This window comes from Colwellia sp. RSH04 (assembly GCF_003545765.1).
Classification (GTDB): Bacteria; Pseudomonadota; Gammaproteobacteria; order Enterobacterales; family Alteromonadaceae; genus Colwellia.
The window spans coordinates 78227-96641 of the sequence record NZ_QXIO01000010.1 but is presented as its reverse complement, the minus strand read 5'-3'; the positions used below and the strand labels follow the sequence as shown (position 1 = coordinate 96641).

The following is an 18415-nucleotide window of genomic DNA, read 5'->3' as shown; positions in this document are numbered from 1 at the left end:
TTTATTGAATGTTTATTTGTTTGATAGTAGAAGACTTAGTCATTTTTTTCTTCACTAAGGTATATAAAAACTTGAGTAATGCGAAGAATAAAATACCAAAAACATCTGCGATGTAGTCGGTAATATCACCTTGTCTGTAGACAAGAAAGTGTTGTCCAAACTCAGTCAATGCTCCGTAAAGCATCAGAGTGATTATTGTTCGCCCTAAGCTTATTTTTAGTAATGAATGCACAAACCATGTTAACAAGAAGAAACTAGTGAAATGGCCGATGGTGTCTATTTGAGGAAAGCGAAATTTATGATGGCTAAAGTCAAATAAATTAGGCGAAAAAAACATAACTAAGCTCACTAAAATAATAGCAATAAGACTAATGATGCCGATAAAGGAGAGACGATATTTCACAGTGATAAAATCGCATTAAGCATTTTATAAATTAATAAGTTAACCGTATTGTATAGTGATACCCCGCTGATTGCTCGTATAAGATGAAAAAACATCAAGACAGTTAAAGAAGTCTATGGATGTTGTTGCTTGGTTAGGCACCATGAGTATAATACAAAGCATCGATTAAATTGAATATTAGAGAATTATTATGCCTTCAATGGACGTGGTTTCAGAAATCAACTTAGAAGAAGTTCGAAATGCGGTAGAAAACGCAAGTAAAGAATTAAGCAGACGTTATGACTTTAATAATGTTGAAGCTAGTTTTGAGTGGAAAAAGCCTAATGTTGTGATAAAAGCAGAAGGTGACTTTCATATTAAACAAATGTGCGACATGTTGCGTAGCCAATTAACTAAACGCAAAGTTGATGCTCAAGCAATGACTATGGGCAGCACAGATCATAGCGGTAAAACATTTACTCAAAATGTGGCTTTTCAAGAAGGCATTGAGCAAGATGTTGCTAAAAAAGTAGTGAAATTAATTAAAGCGGAAAAGCTTAAAGTTCAGGCAGCTATTCAAGGTGATAAATTACGTGTTACGGGTAAAAAACGTGATGATTTACAAGCCGTAATGAAATTGATCCGCGAAGCTGATTTAGACCAGTCGTTTCAATTTAATAACTTTAAAGATTAATTGCTTTTATTATTAGTGAAGTTTTACCGTTACTAGAAAGAAAAAGGCGTTCATCTTAAGAAGATAAACGCCTTTTTTTTAACATGCTCTATAGTAATTAATGGTTATGACCACAACCACCTTCAGTATGAACATGACCATGAGCAAGCTCATCTTCCGTGGCTTCACGTACTTCTAGAATCTCAACATCAAAACTTAAATCTATGCCTGCTAAGGGGTGATTACCATCAACCGTTACTTCATCTTCTGTCACGTCAATAACGATAACTGTTTGCTCACCATCGTCAGTTGTTGCACGAAGTTGTGTGCCGACAGCAAGATCTTCAACACCTTGCATAACTGCTTTAGGTACTGTTTGAACATATTCGTCGTGGCGAGGGCCATAAGCTTGCTCACTAGCAACAGCTACTTCAAACTTGTCACCAACAGCATGATCAATAAGCGCATCTTCTAAGCCAGGAATTAAATACCCCGTTCCTTGAATGATAGCCATTGGTTTATCATCATAAGAGCTATCAATTAAAGTTCCTTCACTGTCTGATACGGCATAATGCATTACTACTACAGAATTTTTGCTAATTTTCATATGTCTTTCCAATAAATTGAGTGTGAATAGGGCTTAATTCGATTCAGTAGTTAATGAGTATGGTAGCTCTTTAATGTTAAAAATAGAATTAGGTTGTAATTTTAAACGGAAAGCCATTGGCTGTTCGTCATTAGATAAAACGGCTTGCAGGTATTTACTGCCATTATCAGCTTCATAGGAAGCTATAATGTCTCCTGCTTTGCGCCAATTTTCACCAAGCTGCTTTTCAAGAGAATCTTCTTTGCTAATGGTTGAATCAGTTTTGCCTTCAAGCGCAAATAAAGCGCGTTTATTTTTACCCAGGTACTGCATTCTTGCCACTGTTTCTTGACCAAGGTAGCAACCTTTGGTGAAACTAATGCCATGCAACGCTTGCAGGTTTAACATTTGCGGTACATATTGATTTATTGCTTCTTTTGAAAGTATTGGAAAACCTTGGCTAATTTCAAATAAGTTCCAGACGTCACTTTGAAAAATAGTTAAATCAAATAGTGATGCTAATGTTTTAATATTGTCTTGTTCGTCGATAATTAAATAACAGCCTTGATGACTACTTAAATAGACTAAGGTCGTTGATTCATGCTGTATAACAGGGGTTAATGCATCAGGTGTTTGAGGGAAATGCTTAGCTAAAATCTCGCCTGAATTACCACCTATTAATGCCATAAAGGCCAAATGGTCAGTCGCTTCAATGGTAACCTTTGAAAATACACCGAATTTTTTTAACTCTTTTAGCGATGCCTCAAGGCTTTCTTTAGGTTGAATTAATAAATGCGCAGCTAAGCGATTAATCAACCTAAACACACTAAAAACTTTACCCTTGGCATCACAATGAGCGCCTACTTGCAGGCTATTATCGGTAGTTTGGCTTACATCACAAGTGACTTGGCCTTGTAAATATTTACTTTGTTCTTCACCTGATAGTGAAATGGCAGAGAAATTATCTAGGCTTACTAAATAGTTTTCAGGTAGTTGTTCAAGTGAGGGTAATTCAGAAACGGTGGCTAGCGGCATAATTATTAGCTCTAAACAGTGAAAAATCGACTATTACCTGATTAACTTGGGGCAAACTTTAAAAACACAAGTTATGTGGTATTAAAAAGTTACTATTGTAGAAAATGACTGTTTTTTTGAAAATTAACTAAGCTTATCTATTCAAGGTGTTGTTGTTATTGCTAGAATAGCGATCATTGTAAAACTTATATCGGTGCATTATGTCAATAACTAACAATCAAACAACTCATGAGCAAGCTAGCGAAGGTGTTAATAAAGCGCGTTTAAAGTGGGCTTGTCGTCGAGGTATGCTCGAACTTGATGTGTTATTTATTCCATTCGTAGATGAAGCCTATGATGATTTAAGTGATGATAAACAACGAGTTTTCGAGCGTTTATTAACTTGCCAAGATCCTGAATTATTTGCTTGGTTTATGGGGCATGAAACTTGTGAAGACACAGAGCTTAACGCCATGGTGCAACATATATTACAGCGCGTTAAAGTATAATATTTCAGTAACTAGCTCTCGTTATAAAGCTGCTTTAATTGCTTTGTTGATGCTGCTATTTTTACTGTTGTTTATTATTCAAAACACGATTTATTATACTGTCGCACTCATTATTATTGTCATTTTTGGATTGTTATTAGATTTTTATCTTAATAACTATAGAAAGAAGCCTACTGACTCACTACTTCAATTTCAATTGAGTACCAGTGGTCTAGTCGATTATCATGGTGAAGATGTTCACTGTGTATATCAGTTATTACCGCAAAGTCGTTGTAGCTTTCTAGGGGCTTGGTTGGTTATGGAACCTGTCAACTCACCTTTAGAAGTTAATTCAACTTATAAAAGGCGTGATACTTTATTGTCAAAGTGTAAGCAAATAGACTTAGATAAAAAGCACTGTATGTTTATTTTTAAAGATAGTTTTTCTCAAGCAGATTACTCGCATTTGTCTCGGGTGATTAACTCACTTGTGACCCTGAACTAGATTTTAAAATAGTTGCTTTTGCTGTAGGATTTTTTTCTGGGTAATCCAGTGTATAGTGTAAACCACGACTTTCTTTACGCTCCATTGCACAACGAATAATGAGTTCAGCAACTTGCACTAAATTTCTTAATTCTAGTAAATTATTGCTAACTTTATAGTTTTGATAATATTCCGCAATTTCGCTTTGTAATAATTCAACCCGATGAAGTGCACGCTCTAATCGTTTAGTTGTTCGCACGATACCGACATAATCCCACATGAATAATCTTAATTCATGCCAATTGTGTTGAATAACAACATCTTCATCAGAGTCTGTTACGCGACTTTCATCCCATCGAGGTAATTGAATATATTCATTATCTTGTTTTAATGAGTCGCTAATTTCTAACGCTGCTGCTCTTGCAAAAACCAAGCATTCAAGCAAAGAGTTACTCGCTAATCGGTTTGCTCCATGAAGCCCAGTGTATGACATTTCACCAATAGCGTACAATTGCGCAATGTCGGTTTTTCCATGATGATTTACCATAACACCACCGCAAGTGTAATGGGCGGCGGGTACAACAGGTATAGGTTGCTTAGTGATATCTATTCCTAACGATAAGGTTTTCTCATATATCGTTGGAAAATGTTCTTTGATAAAACCACTCGGTTTATGACTAATATCTAAATACATACAATCAGCACCTAAACGTTTCATCTCAAAGTCAATCGCTCGTGCTACGATATCTCTAGGCGCTAGCTCTGCTCTTTTGTCAAAACTTGGCATAAAGCGACTACCGTCGGGGCGCCTTAATAATGCACCTTCGCCACGTAAGGCTTCAGTCAATAGGAATGTGCCGGCATCAGGATGAAATAAGCAAGTAGGATGAAACTGATTGAACTCCATATTTGCTACGCGACAACCAGCGCGCCAAGCCATAGCAATACCATCACCACTCGCTACATCAGGGTTTGAAGTGTATTGGTATACTTTACTTGCCCCGCCGGTTGCTAGAATGGTTTTTTGCGCGTAAATGCTTTCTACTTTTTCGGTATTACGATTCCAGATATAGGCGCCAATACATTGTTTTTCTTCTTGGATGTTTTCAGACGTTTGTTCTTGGCAAATCAAGTCAATGGCATTGTATCTTTCAAAAATTCGAATACGAGAATGTTGCTTCACACGGCTAGCCAAAGTGGTTTGTATTTCTTGACCCGTAGCGTCAGCGGCATGAAGGATACGCCTATGGCTATGCCCACCTTCACGTGTTAGATGATATTTTGCTTCGCCACCCGTATCTTTTTCTTTATCAAATGCTACGCCTTGCTCTATTAACCACTCTAAACAAGGTTTGGCATTCTTTGCTGTGAATTCAACAGTTTCTTCATCGCATAAACCAGCGCCTGCAATTAGTGTATCGTCAACATGTGCAGCAATACTGTCGTGTTCATCAAAAACAGCTGCAATACCACCCTGTGCATAATAGGTAGAGCCTTCGTTTAATGGGCCTTTACTTAGGATCACCACATCTGCATTTTTAGCTAGATGAAGGGCTAAGGTTAACCCAGCTGCTCCGCTGCCGATGATCAGTACATCACAATTATTTTGTTGAGTCATAGTAGTTGCCGAAAGCTAAAAAAATATTACTTTGCTGATTTATAAGTAAAGTGGATTTAGATATTCTATAATTAAGCGTTGATATGGGGCGAATATTACCTTTTGTTAGCTCTTTGATATAGTATTTTTACTACTTTAAAGTAACAAATCCCCCTTATTTTAAAAAAAACTTAAAAAAAAGAGAACTTTTACACAAATGCATAGTCTTATCTTGTGCGTTTGTTATGAGCCAAATGGAAAATATGAGTTTAAAAGAACTGCCAGTCATAGAAGGTACGGCTCGAATGAGCGAACAAAACGTCGACCAAAAATTGGTTGAACGGGTTCAGCGCGGCGATAAAAATGCGTTTAACCTGCTAGTAACTAAATATCAGCATAAAGTTGCCAATTTAGTAGGTCGTTATGTCAGTAATCAAAGTGATGTACCTGACATAGTGCAAGAAGCTTTTATTAAAGCTTATCGAGCATTGCCTAACTTTAGAGGTGAAAGTGCATTTTATACATGGCTTTACCGTATTGCGGTTAATTGCGCCAAAAATCACAGTGTTGCATTAGGGCGTAAACCGCCTAGTAACGATGTTGAAGTAGAAGATGCCGAATTTTATGATGGTGGTGAGGCGTTACGTGAAAATGCTTCGCCAGAAAAAGTGCTACTAACTGAAGAAATCAAAAAAGTCATTTTTAGCACGATAGAATCCTTACCCGATGATTTACGCATAGCGATAAATTTTAGGGAGTTAGAAGGGTTAAGCTATGAAGAAATAGCCACGATTATGGATTGTCCTGTCGGTACAGTGAGATCGCGCATATTTAGAGCGCGTGATGCCATAGATAAGAAGATTCAACCGTTGTTGAAAAATAAATAGTAATACGCATAAAATAGCGTAAAGCTATTTGAAAACCATTTTTTTTAGGTGTTAAGGTAATAGTATATGAGTGAAAGTAAATTTGAGACTATATCGTCATTAGTTGATAATTATCGCGCTAATTCAGATGAAAATTCTGTTAATAAAGCATTAGATGATATTCTCAAGGATGAAGACCTCACGTCTACTTGGCAAAGCTACCACCTTATTGGTGATGTCATGAGAGAAGAGATGTCAGATACACTACAACTTGATATTTCCCAACAAATCAGTGCTGCCATTGCTCAAGAAGCAACAATTTTATCCCCAATTAATTCAACCAATATAAATGAGCAAGCCGCAGAAGCTCAAAGCAATAACGAAGAAGTTGCCTTTACACCTCAACCAAATACCGAACAATCAACTAATGTTATTTCCGCTCAAGACCGATTTAAAGCTAAAGTAGTTAAATTACTAAAACCTGTCGGTCAAATGGCTATCGCTGCGTCAGCCGCTGGACTTATGATTATTGGTGTACAACAAAATAGTGCTGAAAATCAATTAGTAGAGCCATTAATGCCTAGCCAAGTTGTACAAACTATTCCATTGAGTGGCTTCGCTAACCCGGTAAGCTTTAATGTAAATACAGAGCAAAAGCAACAAACTCAACAAATGACAGTTAAAGAAAAAAATGAGCAACGAATTGCACAACAGCGTCGTTTTCAAGCATTATTAATTGATCACCAGCAACAAGTGAAACTTCAGCAAGTTCCAACCGTTGAAACGGAAAAATAATAGTTGCTAAGATTTTTTATTAGTTGATAATCATTTCTTTTTGTTACGAGTAAGTATGAAACTCTTCTCATGGTTCTTACTATTTTTTAGTATTAGCTTTTCTGCAGTTGGTGTTGAAACTGACGCTATAGAAAATGATAGCGCCAAAGTATGGTTAGAACGATTATCTAAATCGCTTCGACAACTTAATTTCAATACCTCTTTTGTTGTCGTTAAAAACAATCAAGCTGAACCCTATCGCTGGGTTCATGGTGTTGATGATAGCAACTTTGAACTTGAAATCCTTGCTAGGCTTAATGGGCCTCGTAGAGATATTCTACGTAAAGGTAAAGTGGTTAGTTATATCGAACCAGAGCAAGATGTTTACTCTGTGGCATCTAATGCGTTAAACGGTCCAATTCCTGCCATTTTTAGTGAAGATATCACTGTACTTGAAGAAAACTATCGCTTTATTTCTGTCGGCCGAAGTCGAATTTTAGGTCGAGCAGCTCAATTGATTAGAATTGTTGCCAAAGATAACCATCGTTATGGTTATTGGTTGTGGCTTGACCAACAAAGCGCTTTATTGCTGAAAATGGCGGTAATTACTCGACAAGGGCAATTGTTAGAACAAATTCAATTTACTCATCTTGATATTTCAGAAGAACTATCTGATGCCTTAATACAGTTACAAGGGACTGATTTACCGACGCCCCTAGACTTAAGCCATAATGAGCAAGAAAAGCATTTTTTATGGCGTGTAAATTGGTTACCAGAAGGTTTTAAAAGTATTAAAGCAAATCGTCATAGAATGCTCAGTAATAGAAAACCTGTTGAATTTATGCTTTTTAGCGATGGTTTAGTTGATGTATCGGTATATGTAAATCCTACGCAAGAAAAACGTCGGGAAACTGAGTTTGCCCATGATGGAGCAACACTAGTATTAAACCAAGTAATCAATGGCTTGGAAGTTAGTGTTGTTGGAAAAATCCCATTAAGCAGTGCGAAAAAAATAGCTGATTCAATAGGTCCTGCTTCGGTAAAACCTAACGTGGTGCAATAAAGTATGACAGAAGAATTAGCCACGGTCATTTCGATAAGTGATAAACAAGTTACACTAACTAGTCAAATTAAATCAACTTGCAGTGGGTGCTCGCAAGTCGACAGCTGTGCAAATGGGCAAGTCTCAAAGGCATTACCAAAACAACAGATGAAAGTGACTTTAAATTTACCAACAACGTCATCGTTGAAAGTTGGAGATAGTGTTATCTTAGGTATTCCTGAAGGTGACTTATTAACAAGCGCTGGGCAAGTCTATTTATTGCCGTTGTTAGGTTTGATTGGTGCCTCGGCTGCTGGCCAATGGTTAATCGATTTAAAAGTGATAAACCACGAGTTTCTTTCTTTTTTAATCGGTATTACAGGCGGTTATCTAGGGTATGTATTTGCTAAGTATTTGCAGAAAACTCACAAATATGCTGAAAAATTAGAACCTAAAATACTCAGAGTAATTGTAAACCCTCGCGGGTAAACATACCTAGAGACTTGAGATTATAATCACTTTACTGCGCGTAAAAATTGTTGATTAAGATGATTAAACCTAACACCTTTTGCCATGATTAACGTATTTTTATCTCTTAGTATCATTTTTATACAAAGCGCAACAACCCTTAGTATTCAAAACTTGGCAAATTTTATTACAAAAGATATCTGAACAAAAGATAGCCCCAAGGCAGTAAATTCGTTAAAATCACGCCATTATATTAATTAACGCTTTTTATTTGACTCTCCTTTATGAAAAATATTCGAAATTTCTCTATTATTGCTCACATTGATCATGGTAAATCGACCCTTTCTGATCGTTTAATTCAGCATTGCGGTGGTTTGCAAGAGCGAGAAATGGAGGCGCAAGTTCTTGACTCTATGGATATTGAACGTGAACGTGGCATTACTATTAAGGCACAAAGTGTCACTTTAGACTATAAAGCGAAAGATGGTGAAACGTATCAGCTTAACTTTATCGATACGCCAGGCCATGTCGATTTCTCTTATGAAGTTTCTCGTTCCTTGGCTTCTTGTGAAGGTGCCTTACTTGTTGTTGATGCTGGGCAAGGTGTTGAAGCACAAACGGTTGCCAATTGCTACACAGCAATTGAAATGGATTTAGAAGTTCGTGCTATTTTAAATAAAATTGATTTACCTCAGGCTGATCCAGACCGAGTTTCAGAAGAAATAGAAGATATTATTGGCATCGATGCTACTGGCGCTGTGCAGTGTTCAGCTAAAACAGGTATTGGTATTGAAGATGTTTTGGAAGATATAGTACAGCATATCCCAGCACCTGAAGGTGATCCAGAGGCTAACTTACAAGCATTAATCATTGACTCGTGGTTTGATAACTATCAAGGGGTTGTTTCACTCGTTCGTATTATGAACGGTGAAGTGAAAAAAGGCGATAAAATGGTGGTTATGTCGACAGGGCAAACACATATTATCGATAAAGTTGGTATCTTTACCCCTAAGCAAACAGAGACAGGCGTTCTAAAAACCGGTGAAGTTGGTTTTATTATTGCTGGTATTAAAGAAATTCATGGTGCACCTGTAGGTGATACCATTACCATTGCTAAAAAAGAAGCGGAACAACCTCTCGGTGGCTTTAAGAAAGTACAACCGCAAGTTTATGCTGGTATATTCCCGATTAGTTCAGATGATTATGAAAGCTTTCGTGATGCGTTAAATAAACTTAGCCTTAACGATGCTTCATTATTTTTCGAACCAGAGAATTCATCGGCTTTAGGTTTTGGTTTTCGTATTGGTTTCCTTGGTATGCTTCATATGGAGATCATTCAAGAGCGTTTAGCACGTGAATATGATCTTGATTTAATAACCACAGCGCCAACAGTAAACTATGAAATTGCCTGTACAAATGGTGAGGTTTTATCAATTGATAACCCGAGCGATATGCCAGCGATTAACAATATTGATGAGATTCGTGAACCAATTGTTCAAGCCAATATTTTAGTACCGCAAGAACACTTAGGTAATGTAATTACCTTATGTATTGAAAAACGTGGTGTACAAAAAGACATTATTTATCATGGAAACCAAGTGGCAGTGACTTATGAGTTACCTATGGCAGAAGTGGTGATGGATTTCTTTGATAAGCTTAAATCAACCAGCCGAGGTTACGCTTCACTTGATTATCATTTTGTGCGCTTTCAAGCGGCAGATATGGTTAGAGCTGATGTCATGATTAATGGTGATCGTGTTGATGCACTCGCCATGATAACTCACCGTAGTAATTCAGTAGCTCGTGGCCGTATGCTTGTAGAAAAACTTAAAGAGCTTATACATCGTCAGATGTTTGATATTGCCATTCAAGCCGCTATTGGCAATAACGTTATTGCTCGTACAACCGTTAAGCAGTTGCGTAAAAACGTAACAGCTAAGTGTTACGGTGGTGATGTGAGTCGTAAGAAAAAGTTATTGCAAAAACAAAAAGAAGGTAAAAAACGTATGAAGCAAGTAGGTAATGTTGAAGTTCCTCAAGAAGCGTTTTTAGCCGTGTTAAAGTTAGACAAGTAGGACGTTATGGCTGCATATTTTTCAATTATATTAGTTGCAATTACCTTGATTACCGGTGTTGTTTGGTTAATGGATAAATTCTATCTTGCGCCGCAAAGAAAACTCAATTTGGCTGATGCAAAAAGTCAATGCAGTGGTGAGTTGCCGACAGAAGTAGTCGAAAAAATTTCTGAACCATCACCTTTGGTGGAAACCTCAGTACAGATATTCCCTGTGATTGCTTTTGTGTTGATATTACGCTCATTTTTATATGAACCATTTCAAATACCATCAGGCTCTATGATGCCGACACTACTTGATGGCGACTTTATTTTAGTTAATAAATATAACTATGGTTTAAAAGATCCGGTAACTCGTAGTAAGTTTTTTGAAAATGGCGCGCCAGAACGTGGTGATGTAGTGGTATTTAAATACCCTGAAGATCCTCGAATTGATTATATTAAGCGTGTTATTGGCTTACCCGGTGATCGTGTTATTTATCGCAACAAACAGCTTTTTATTAAGCCTGCTTGTAAAGAAAGTGATGAAAAATGCCCAGAGTTCACCCCCGTGTTGCAAACATTAATAGGTAAATATGAAGGACCAGACTCTGAATCTGATATGAATCAGTTTGTATCAGAGCTACCTAATAGGTCTCATAAGGTAATGAATAATAGTCAAGTTCTACCAAGAACTAGGCATTATTACCCTCAAGCGGGTACTGGAAGAGATGAGTTTTTAGTTCCTGAAAATAGCTATTTTGTTATGGGCGATAATCGTGATAACAGTTTAGATGGTCGCTTTTGGGGATTTGTTCCCGAAGAAAACCTTGTTGGTGAAGCCGTTGCCATTTGGATGAGTTTTGACTTTGAGCGAGGCGACGATAGCTTTTTACCTCGTTGGATACCAACAGGCGTTCGTTTTGAACGCTTAGGTGCAATCAACTAAATTGGCCAATTAAATTGACAAAATTATCATTAAAGAAGTCAGCTAAATCTGTGAAAACAAATCCTCATGATTTAGCTAGGTTGACGAAAAAAATTGGCTATCAATTCAAAGATGACTCTTTGCTGTTACAAGCGTTAACGCATCGAAGTGCAAAAGGCCAACACAATGAACGATTAGAATTCCTCGGTGATTCCATCTTGGGGTTTGTTATCGCTGAAGCCTTATTTGAACAGTTTCCTAAGCATGACGAAGGTGACTTAACAAGAATGCGTTCTAGCCTTGTTAAAGGAGTCACCCTAGCCGAAATCGCTCGCGATTTTGATTTGGGTGAATGTTTGATTTTAGGGCCTGGCGAGCTGAAAAGTGGCGGTCATCGCCGTGAATCTATATTAGAAGATGCCATTGAAGCTATTATTGGTGCTATTTATTTAGATTCCGATATTAACAAGTGTAAAGAATTGATTTTACTTTGGTTTTCAAAACGTTTGCGTGTCATTAAGCCTGGTAATGAACAAAAAGATCCAAAAACTCGTTTGCAAGAATACTTGCAAGGAAGAAAAATACCTTTACCTAATTATGACGTTATTGATACTACAGGGCAATCACACAACCAGCAATTTACTGTGCGATGTGTCGCAGAAGTTATTGACCAAGAAGTGATAGCGAAAGGCACAAGTAGGCGAAAAGCAGAGCAAGCTGCTGCAGAGCAAATTCTTGAATTGATAGTTGAAGCAAAGCCACAAAAGCAGCAGGGTAGCAAACCCACTAAAAATGCTGCATCATCAAAAAATAAGTAACTAATAGGAAAAAATATGACAAAGTTAAATGAGCACGAAAGTGACAGCTTTGCGGGTTTAGTTGCTATTGTTGGTCGACCAAATGTTGGTAAATCAACTTTACTCAATGCATTACTTGGGCAAAAAATAAGTATAACTTCACGTAAACCACAAACAACTCGCCATCGTATATTAGGGATTTTAACCGAAGGCAATCGACAAGGTATTTTGGTTGACACCCCAGGTTTACACAGTGATGAAAAGCGTGCGATAAACCGTTTAATGAACCGTGCAGCGAGTAGCTCAATTAGCGAAGTTGAACTAATCGTCTTTTTGGTTGAAGGAACGCTTTGGACTGCCGATGATGACTTAGTGCTAAATAAAGTCAAACAAAGTGGTTCTCCGTGCATATTAGTTGTTAATAAAACGGATAACATCTCTGATAAAGATGAGTTATTACCGCATTTACAAAAACTTGGGGCGATGCATGACTTTAAAGATATTGTGCCTATTTCAGCAAGTAAAGGTCATGGCGTAGATACCATTAAAAACCTTTGTTTAAATGCACTACCTAAAGGAGATTTTTGGTTTCCTGAAGACCATATTACCGATCGATCTAGTCGTTTTATGGCCTCAGAAATTATTAGGGAAAAGCTCATTCGTTTTACGGGTGATGAATTACCCTATTCAACCACTGTTGAAATTGAACAATTTAAAATGGATGAGAAGGGCGTTATTCATATTAATGCCCTTGTTTTGGTTGAACGAGAGAGCCAAAAACGCATGGTAATTGGTAATAAAGGTGAACGACTTAAAACCATCGGGCAAGAAGCTCGTAGAGATATGGAAAACCTATTTGAAAGCAAAGTATTTCTTGAAACTTGGGTTAAAGTTAAGTCTGGCTGGGCAGACGATGAGCGAGCTTTACGTAGCTTAGGTTACGGTGATGACTATTCAGGCTAACTTAAATGGCTGAACAGCGTGCCTTTGTATTACATAGTAGACCTTACAGGGATAATCAATATCTGGTTGATTTACTGACTATTAATCAAGGCAAACTGTCAGCATTAGTTTATATTGGCCAATCTAAACGTTCTATTAAAAAAGCGTTGATTCAACCTTTTCTTCCCTTAAACTTAGCGGTAAAAGATTTAGGCGCTATTAAAAAAATTACTTCAATAGAGTCAGCAAGTAAGTCATTTCAACTTCAGCAAAGTTACCTTTATAGCGCCTTTTACCTTAATGAATTATTGATACGTTTACTTAGCCAAGACATCCCATGCGAGTCGTTATTTTATCTGTATCATCAAACGATAGACTGCTTATCAAAGCAGCAAAATATTGCACCATTATTAAGGCAGTTTGAATTAGGTTTACTTGCGGAATTAGGAATGTCATTCGATTTCGAGCCTATATTTGAGTATGATGCTCACTGTTTTTCTTATTTACCAGAACAAGGTTTTGTTGCTGTAGAAAGTCTGCATGAAAAAGTGACGCCTGAAACGGGCTTTACCAATACCTTTCTAGCACAACATTTACAGGAAGTTGCTGAGCATATTGATAATAAAAATGTGCTGTTATCTTCAGCTGCCGCTCAGACTTATAAGCAGTTAATGAGGCAAGTAATTAATCAATTACTTGGCAATAAACCATTGAATAGCCGGAAATTATTTAGCTCTATGCGCTAAAGTACCTACACAAAAGAATTGAAAGAGAAAGAATATGAAAGAACTATTATTAGGTGTAAATGTTGACCATATTGCAACGTTAAGACAAGCAAGAGGAACCAATTATCCTGATCCTGTTTATGCGGCAAGTGTTGCTGAGCATGCAGGTGCTGATGGTATTACTGTGCATTTACGAGAAGATAGAAGGCATATACAAGATAGAGATATCTACGTATTAAAACAAACTCTTCACAGTCGTATGAATTTTGAAATGGCTGTTACAGATGAAATGATTAACATCGCAAGTGAAGTTAAACCTGAATTTTGTTGTTTAGTACCTGAAAAACGAGAAGAGTTAACTACAGAAGGTGGTCTTGATGTTATAGGGCAGCTTGAAAAAGTGACTGATGCCGTCACAAAGCTTAGTAAACAAGGTATCAAAGTCAGTTTATTTATTGATGCCGATAAAGCTCAAATAGATGCTGCATTAGCAACAAAAGCGCCATATATTGAGATTCATACGGGGCATTATGCAGACTTAACCTGTGAAAAAGAGCAATTAGCTGAGCTTGATCGCCTGACCCAAGGTATTAAATATGCTCATAGCTTAGGTATTAAAGTGAATGCAGGCCACGGTTTGAATTACTTTAATGTTAAGCCAATTGCGGCTATTGAGGAAATTATTGAGCTAAATATTGGTCATGCCATTATTGCACGTGCAGCGATTGATGGTTTAGATAAAGCGGTCAGGGATATGAAGCAATTGATGAGAGAAGCGCGCAGCTAATCATTATTATGAGTTTATATAGGAGTATTTTATGTCTGTAGTAGGTCTAGGTACTGATATTATTGAAGTCAATCGTATTACAGACATGAAAGAGGCAATGAAAGAGCGTCTTGCCAGAAGGGTATTAACGCCATGCGAATTCGTAAGGTATGATCAGGCCTCAACAAATATAGCCAATGCGTTTTTAGCAAAAAGGTGGGCAGGGAAGGAAGCTGCAGCAAAAGCCTTAGGCACAGGCATTGCCGATGGCGTATCATTTCAACACTTTATAATTGATTCATTAGATAATGGTAAACCCATATTAAAACTGTCCGATCGCGCTTTAACGATTGCACAGTCTCTTGGAGCCAACCATTGGCATATTTCACTTGCCGATGAAACTCACTATGCAACCGCAACCGTAATTTTATCTCAATAAAAGTATAATTTTTAAACAAAGGCTACTGTTTGAATTATCACTGTTTTTTTGAGTTGCCTATATTTTAATCGATAAAAGCGATAATAAAGTATTCATCCAACTTTCTTTTTCTCAGATAACTAGTCTACACTTAATTTGATAAGGTGCAGATTAATTATACGCCTGAGTGGAGAATGTCATGCAATCACAGACAAAACCGATGATTGAAAGGAGAACGGAAGCTCCAGAGCAATCAGTTTGGTGGAATAAGCTTTCGCTTGCGCAAAAGTTTTCAGCCAGTAGTTTGGGGAAGTTTGGTTATGAATTATCTTTTGTAAGGAATGAACAAGGCCGCAGTATAGCTGTGCTGACTTGTAGCGGTGGTGTTGCCGTGATTACTGAAGATGGTGATATTAACACTTCGCCAAATATTAAAATAAGATAAGTTAACTTTGTTTAATTAGGCATCTTTTTATGCTGGGATCAAAGTTAACTTAATTTTATTTATACCTTTTTAGTTATTATGTTACTTTTGCATTAAGAGTTTTCAGTACTGAGGGTGCTTTATTAATAACTTGTTCTATGTGCTCAAAAAACTCCATAAATTCAGGCTCTAATTCTGTTAAGCTCCCCCCTATTTTTAATTGCGTTTCAAGCTGAGTGGTAATCTTAGACAAGTTTGGTGTACCTGTATAACAGCAAGCCCCATTCAGTTTATGTATTAAACGTTTGACTTGTTCAGTGTCATTGTTTGATATGGCCTCATTAATACTATCATGAGTAGTCGGTAGACTTTCAACTAGCCCTTCTAGCATTTCTTTTGCTAAGTCAACTTTGTTGGCAGCCCTCTTTAATGCTAACGACCAATCAATAACGGTATTCTCCTTCATTGATGGGGTTTCATCCGTTTGCATACCTTCTGGTGGCATATTGTTTGGCAATTGTTCTTTTTCAGTGATGAAATGTGAAAAATCACAATATTCATAAATGATATGACGTAGCATGGTTTCATCAATGGGTTTGGTCATATAGGCATTAAAGCCTTGTTGATACATTTTTTCTTTTTCACCACTTAAGGCATGTGCAGTTACTGCGATGATGGGAGTTTCATCATTTACGCTATTTTGCCTAATAGACTTCAATGTACTGATACCATCCATTACGGGCATCTGAATATCCATAAATATTAGGGCAAAGTGCTCATTTTTGCATAATTCAACTGCATCATGGCCATTATCAGCAAGCACTACTTCTGCTATTTGCTCTAGTAATAGTGCTTTGATTAGTTTTAAATTTGCCTCATTATCATCAACGGCTAGCACCTTAATGGGTAATATTTTTTTCTCAGGTAGCGAAGAAAATGGCTGTTTATTATCATTTAAGGGTTGTAGCGCCCTACTTAATTTCGATGCATTGATAGGCTTGCTAAGACAGTTTATTGCGCCATTAGCTGTTAATGCTTCATGTAAGCTTGGAGAGTTACTATTTAATGCGAGATGTATTGATGGCGTAATAGGTGTTACTAAGGTAATAATTTTCTTTAATTCACTTAGTGCAGTTGCTGTTTTGCTATGACCAATAAGCGTATAATCGTAGGATAAACCTTCTTCTTTTGCGTGCGCGACTATTTGCTCTAATTGATGGATATTTACCACAGAGGTAACATTCATTTGCCAATGAGTTAAGGTAGAGCTAATCGCATCTCGACAGTGGTCGTGTTCTTCATAAAATAAAATACTTTTATTCGCAAGGTGATGATTATCTAACTCAATAATTAATGGCATTGGGTTAATTTCACATTGGAAGGTAAACCAAAAGCTCGAACCTTGGTTTTTGGTACTGGTAAAACCAATATTACCTGACATTTCTCTTGCAAGGCGCTGACATATTACTAACCCTAAGCCTGTGCCACCGTATAAGCGGGTAATGCTTTGATCTGCTTGTGTAAAGGCATCAAAAATTGTTCGCTGCTGTTTATCTGTCATACCAATACCGGTATCAGTAACCGCCAACTTCAATAAGATATGTTTTTGATTCACTTGCTCACTTGTGACATCAATCTCAACACTGCCTTGAGGCGTAAATTTAATCGCATTACTGATCAAGTTAGTGGCAATTTGTTTGATACGCATAATATCGCCAACGAGAGAGTCAGGTAAATTTTGCTTGATGTTGATTGATATCTCTATGTCTTTTTTGTGTGCAGCAGGAGCGAGTAACGCAAGCGTTTCTTCTAGAGACTCACGCAAAGAAAATGGTATGCTTTCAATCACCATTTTTCCTGCATCAAGCTTAGAAAAATCTAGAATGTCATTGATGATCGTTAGCAAGTTATTGGCTGAGCGGTCTATGGTCTGTAAATAATCGCGTTGACTATCAGATAATGGTGTTTTTAACACTTGTCTGGTAAAACCAATAACACCATTTAGCGGAGTTCGTAATTCATGACTCATATTGGCCAAAAATTCCGATTTAACTTTGTTGGCTTCTTGCGCTTTACGTTTAGCAATACTTAATTCAACATTTTGTATTTCAAACTGCTCTAAACTTTCTCGTAAATCAATGGTTGCTTGATCAATGCTCGCTTGCATCTCGTTTTGGTAGCCATGTATCGACTGTGCCATGGCATTGATGCCAGCCTTTAAAAAATTCAACTCGCCCATTAACTGACCACTAACTCTACTTTCTAATTTACCTTCTCTTACTCTATCAATAGCTTGAACCATCGACTTAATTGGTTTAGTCACTTGCCTAATTAGCTTTAAGGCAAAGAGCGCACTAAGTAAGGTACCTAATAGCGCTATAGAAAAAGCAATAATGGTTTGACTTTGTTGTTCGAACTTTAATCTATTCTTATTCACCTGAATCGCGACATAACCAAGCTGTTTTGGTTGTGAAACACTATTAGTATTATTTGAAGAATAATAGGCAGAATCATTAAGCGACTTTTTGTTTTGTAATGTCGTTACGGGTAGTTGCTCTTCTAGAATAGGCGAACGGTAAATAATAAATTCATCTGTTTCTTCCAGTTGAGTGTAATCAACTAGACGGCCGCCTTGTCTTATTCGCATTAAATCCGTATTACCATGATAAGCGCTGGTGACGAATATTTGATTATCATTGGTAAAAATGACAATGCTATCAACGATACTTGATTGAGTTCGATGAGTGAAACCAATTAATTGTCGTAACTGTTCTCTGTCTTTATTGATTAGAGGCTCTTTGCTCATGATCGCTAAAGGTTCAATAATACTAAAGGCTCTTTGATTGATGAAGTTGTCTAATTCAATATGTCGGCTATAAGAAAAATATCCAGCCAGACCAAAGGCAATAATGCCTGTTGGAATAATGGTGATTAAAATGACCCAGTCTTTTAAACTTTTTTTATGCATTTCTCTTGAACTTTTCTATT

The 18415-nt window shown here is 37.1% G+C and carries 20 protein-coding genes; 15 read left to right on the top strand and 5 right to left on the bottom strand.

Features of this window, described 5'->3' with window-relative positions:
• Window position 1: 1 nt before the first annotated feature.
• A complete protein-coding gene (locus tag D1094_RS18550; protein WP_147361087.1) occupies window positions 2-403 on the bottom strand; it encodes a VanZ family protein in 402 nt (133 codons plus the stop codon).
• A gap of 190 nt (window positions 404-593) precedes the next feature.
• Here D1094_RS18550 and D1094_RS15120 point away from each other — a divergent pair, with 190 nt between their 5' ends.
• Window positions 594-1076, top strand: coding sequence for a YajQ family cyclic di-GMP-binding protein (locus tag D1094_RS15120; RefSeq protein WP_118960943.1), 483 nt, complete (start codon window positions 594-596; stop codon window positions 1074-1076).
• 97 nt (window positions 1077-1173) lie between these two features.
• Here D1094_RS15120 and D1094_RS15115 read toward each other — a convergent pair whose 3' ends face one another.
• Together D1094_RS15115 and ygfZ are read right to left on the bottom strand one after the other, a co-directional pair.
• Window positions 1174-1662 (bottom strand): peptidylprolyl isomerase, encoded by a 489-nt coding sequence (locus tag D1094_RS15115; protein ID WP_118960942.1) that lies wholly within the window; start codon window positions 1660-1662, stop codon window positions 1174-1176.
• A 33-nt stretch (window positions 1663-1695) separates the two neighbouring features.
• Window positions 1696-2676 carry a tRNA-modifying protein YgfZ gene (gene ygfZ / locus D1094_RS15110; protein ID WP_118960941.1) on the bottom strand — a complete coding sequence of 327 codons (981 nt, stop codon included), beginning with the start codon at window positions 2674-2676 and terminating at the stop codon, window positions 1696-1698.
• Window positions 2677-2876: 200 nt separating this feature from the next.
• Between ygfZ and D1094_RS15105 the strand changes: the two genes are divergently transcribed.
• Both D1094_RS15105 and D1094_RS15100 read left to right on the top strand, forming a co-directional pair.
• On the top strand, window positions 2877-3164 hold the full coding sequence (locus D1094_RS15105; RefSeq protein WP_118960940.1) for a succinate dehydrogenase assembly factor 2: 288 nt from the start codon (window positions 2877-2879) through the stop codon (window positions 3162-3164).
• 49 nt (window positions 3165-3213) lie between these two features.
• Window positions 3214-3648, top strand: coding sequence for a hypothetical protein (locus tag D1094_RS15100; protein ID WP_118960939.1), 435 nt, complete (start codon window positions 3214-3216; stop codon window positions 3646-3648).
• Here D1094_RS15100 and nadB read toward each other — a convergent pair.
• On the bottom strand, window positions 3623-5245 hold the full coding sequence (gene nadB, locus D1094_RS15095; RefSeq protein ID WP_118960938.1) for an L-aspartate oxidase: 1623 nt from the start codon (window positions 5243-5245) through the stop codon (window positions 3623-3625). The two genes, D1094_RS15100 and nadB, sit on opposite strands and share 26 nt — an antisense overlap.
• Before the next feature lie 284 nt (window positions 5246-5529).
• On the opposite strand from nadB, the gene rpoE reads away from it, so the two are divergent.
• The 12 genes from rpoE (at window position 5530) to D1094_RS15035 (ending at window position 15448) form a co-directional block, all read left to right on the top strand.
• Window positions 5530-6111, top strand: a complete 582-nt coding sequence (gene rpoE, locus D1094_RS15090) for an RNA polymerase sigma factor RpoE (RefSeq protein ID WP_118960989.1) — start codon at window positions 5530-5532, stop codon at window positions 6109-6111.
• Window positions 6112-6177: 66 nt separating this feature from the next.
• Window positions 6178-6885 carry a sigma-E factor negative regulatory protein gene (locus tag D1094_RS15085; RefSeq protein WP_118960937.1) on the top strand — a complete coding sequence of 236 codons (708 nt, stop codon included), beginning with the start codon at window positions 6178-6180 and terminating at the stop codon, window positions 6883-6885.
• A 55-nt stretch (window positions 6886-6940) separates the two neighbouring features.
• The gene (locus tag D1094_RS15080; RefSeq protein WP_118960936.1) at window positions 6941-7927 is read left to right on the top strand and encodes a MucB/RseB C-terminal domain-containing protein; all 987 of its coding nucleotides are present in this window, start codon (window positions 6941-6943) and stop codon (window positions 7925-7927) included.
• A 3-nt stretch (window positions 7928-7930) separates the two neighbouring features.
• Window positions 7931-8395, top strand: coding sequence for a SoxR reducing system RseC family protein (locus tag D1094_RS15075; protein ID WP_118960935.1), 465 nt, complete (start codon window positions 7931-7933; stop codon window positions 8393-8395).
• A 263-nt stretch (window positions 8396-8658) separates the two neighbouring features.
• A complete protein-coding gene (lepA, locus tag D1094_RS15070; protein WP_118960934.1) occupies window positions 8659-10449 on the top strand; it encodes a translation elongation factor 4 in 1791 nt (596 codons plus the stop codon).
• Between the two features lie 6 nt (window positions 10450-10455).
• Window positions 10456-11376, top strand: coding sequence for a signal peptidase I (gene lepB / locus D1094_RS15065; RefSeq protein ID WP_118960933.1), 921 nt, complete (start codon window positions 10456-10458; stop codon window positions 11374-11376).
• A 50-nt stretch (window positions 11377-11426) separates the two neighbouring features.
• Window positions 11427-12173 carry a ribonuclease III gene (gene rnc / locus D1094_RS15060; protein WP_118960988.1) on the top strand — a complete coding sequence of 249 codons (747 nt, stop codon included), beginning with the start codon at window positions 11427-11429 and terminating at the stop codon, window positions 12171-12173.
• 15 nt (window positions 12174-12188) lie between these two features.
• Window positions 12189-13115: a GTPase Era gene (era, locus tag D1094_RS15055; RefSeq protein ID WP_118960932.1), complete on the top strand. Its 927-nt coding sequence runs from the start codon at window positions 12189-12191 to the stop codon at window positions 13113-13115.
• 5 nt (window positions 13116-13120) lie between these two features.
• The gene (recO, locus tag D1094_RS15050) at window positions 13121-13840 is read left to right on the top strand and encodes a DNA repair protein RecO (RefSeq protein WP_118960931.1); all 720 of its coding nucleotides are present in this window, start codon (window positions 13121-13123) and stop codon (window positions 13838-13840) included.
• Window positions 13841-13874: 34 nt separating this feature from the next.
• On the top strand, window positions 13875-14606 hold the full coding sequence (pdxJ, locus tag D1094_RS15045; RefSeq protein WP_118960930.1) for a pyridoxine 5'-phosphate synthase: 732 nt from the start codon (window positions 13875-13877) through the stop codon (window positions 14604-14606).
• Between the two features lie 31 nt (window positions 14607-14637).
• Window positions 14638-15024: a holo-ACP synthase gene (gene acpS / locus D1094_RS15040; RefSeq protein WP_118960929.1), complete on the top strand. Its 387-nt coding sequence runs from the start codon at window positions 14638-14640 to the stop codon at window positions 15022-15024.
• A 178-nt stretch (window positions 15025-15202) separates the two neighbouring features.
• Window positions 15203-15448 carry a hypothetical protein gene (locus D1094_RS15035; protein ID WP_118960928.1) on the top strand — a complete coding sequence of 82 codons (246 nt, stop codon included), beginning with the start codon at window positions 15203-15205 and terminating at the stop codon, window positions 15446-15448.
• A gap of 76 nt (window positions 15449-15524) precedes the next feature.
• Here D1094_RS15035 and barA read toward each other — a convergent pair whose 3' ends face one another.
• Window positions 15525-18395 (bottom strand): two-component sensor histidine kinase BarA, encoded by a 2871-nt coding sequence (barA, locus tag D1094_RS15030; protein WP_118960927.1) that lies wholly within the window; start codon window positions 18393-18395, stop codon window positions 15525-15527.
• Window positions 18396-18415 lie beyond the last annotated feature (20 nt).

Excerpts from the sequence above, each read along its gene's own strand:
- D1094_RS15120 (WP_118960943.1), top strand. The coding sequence starts at position 594 with ATGCCTTCAATGGACGTGGTTTCAGAAATCAACTTAGAAGAAGTTCGA.
- D1094_RS15115 (WP_118960942.1), bottom strand. The coding sequence starts at position 1,662 with ATGAAAATTAGCAAAAATTCTGTAGTAGTAATGCATTATGCCGTATCA.
- ygfZ (WP_118960941.1), bottom strand. The coding sequence starts at position 2,676 with ATGCCGCTAGCCACCGTTTCTGAATTACCCTCACTTGAACAACTACCT.
- D1094_RS15105 (WP_118960940.1), top strand. The coding sequence starts at position 2,877 with ATGTCAATAACTAACAATCAAACAACTCATGAGCAAGCTAGCGAAGGT.
- D1094_RS15100 (WP_118960939.1), top strand. The coding sequence starts at position 3,214 with ATGCTGCTATTTTTACTGTTGTTTATTATTCAAAACACGATTTATTAT.
- nadB (WP_118960938.1), bottom strand. The coding sequence starts at position 5,245 with ATGACTCAACAAAATAATTGTGATGTACTGATCATCGGCAGCGGAGCA.
- rpoE (WP_118960989.1), top strand. The coding sequence starts at position 5,530 with ATGAGCGAACAAAACGTCGACCAAAAATTGGTTGAACGGGTTCAGCGC.
- D1094_RS15085 (WP_118960937.1), top strand. The coding sequence starts at position 6,178 with ATGAGTGAAAGTAAATTTGAGACTATATCGTCATTAGTTGATAATTAT.
- D1094_RS15080 (WP_118960936.1), top strand. The coding sequence starts at position 6,941 with ATGAAACTCTTCTCATGGTTCTTACTATTTTTTAGTATTAGCTTTTCT.
- D1094_RS15075 (WP_118960935.1), top strand. The coding sequence starts at position 7,931 with ATGACAGAAGAATTAGCCACGGTCATTTCGATAAGTGATAAACAAGTT.
- lepA (WP_118960934.1), top strand. The coding sequence starts at position 8,659 with ATGAAAAATATTCGAAATTTCTCTATTATTGCTCACATTGATCATGGT.
- lepB (WP_118960933.1), top strand. The coding sequence starts at position 10,456 with ATGGCTGCATATTTTTCAATTATATTAGTTGCAATTACCTTGATTACC.
- era (WP_118960932.1), top strand. The coding sequence starts at position 12,189 with ATGACAAAGTTAAATGAGCACGAAAGTGACAGCTTTGCGGGTTTAGTT.
- recO (WP_118960931.1), top strand. The coding sequence starts at position 13,121 with ATGGCTGAACAGCGTGCCTTTGTATTACATAGTAGACCTTACAGGGAT.
- pdxJ (WP_118960930.1), top strand. The coding sequence starts at position 13,875 with ATGAAAGAACTATTATTAGGTGTAAATGTTGACCATATTGCAACGTTA.
- acpS (WP_118960929.1), top strand. The coding sequence starts at position 14,638 with ATGTCTGTAGTAGGTCTAGGTACTGATATTATTGAAGTCAATCGTATT.
- D1094_RS15035 (WP_118960928.1), top strand. The coding sequence starts at position 15,203 with ATGCAATCACAGACAAAACCGATGATTGAAAGGAGAACGGAAGCTCCA.
- barA (WP_118960927.1), bottom strand. The coding sequence starts at position 18,395 with ATGCATAAAAAAAGTTTAAAAGACTGGGTCATTTTAATCACCATTATT.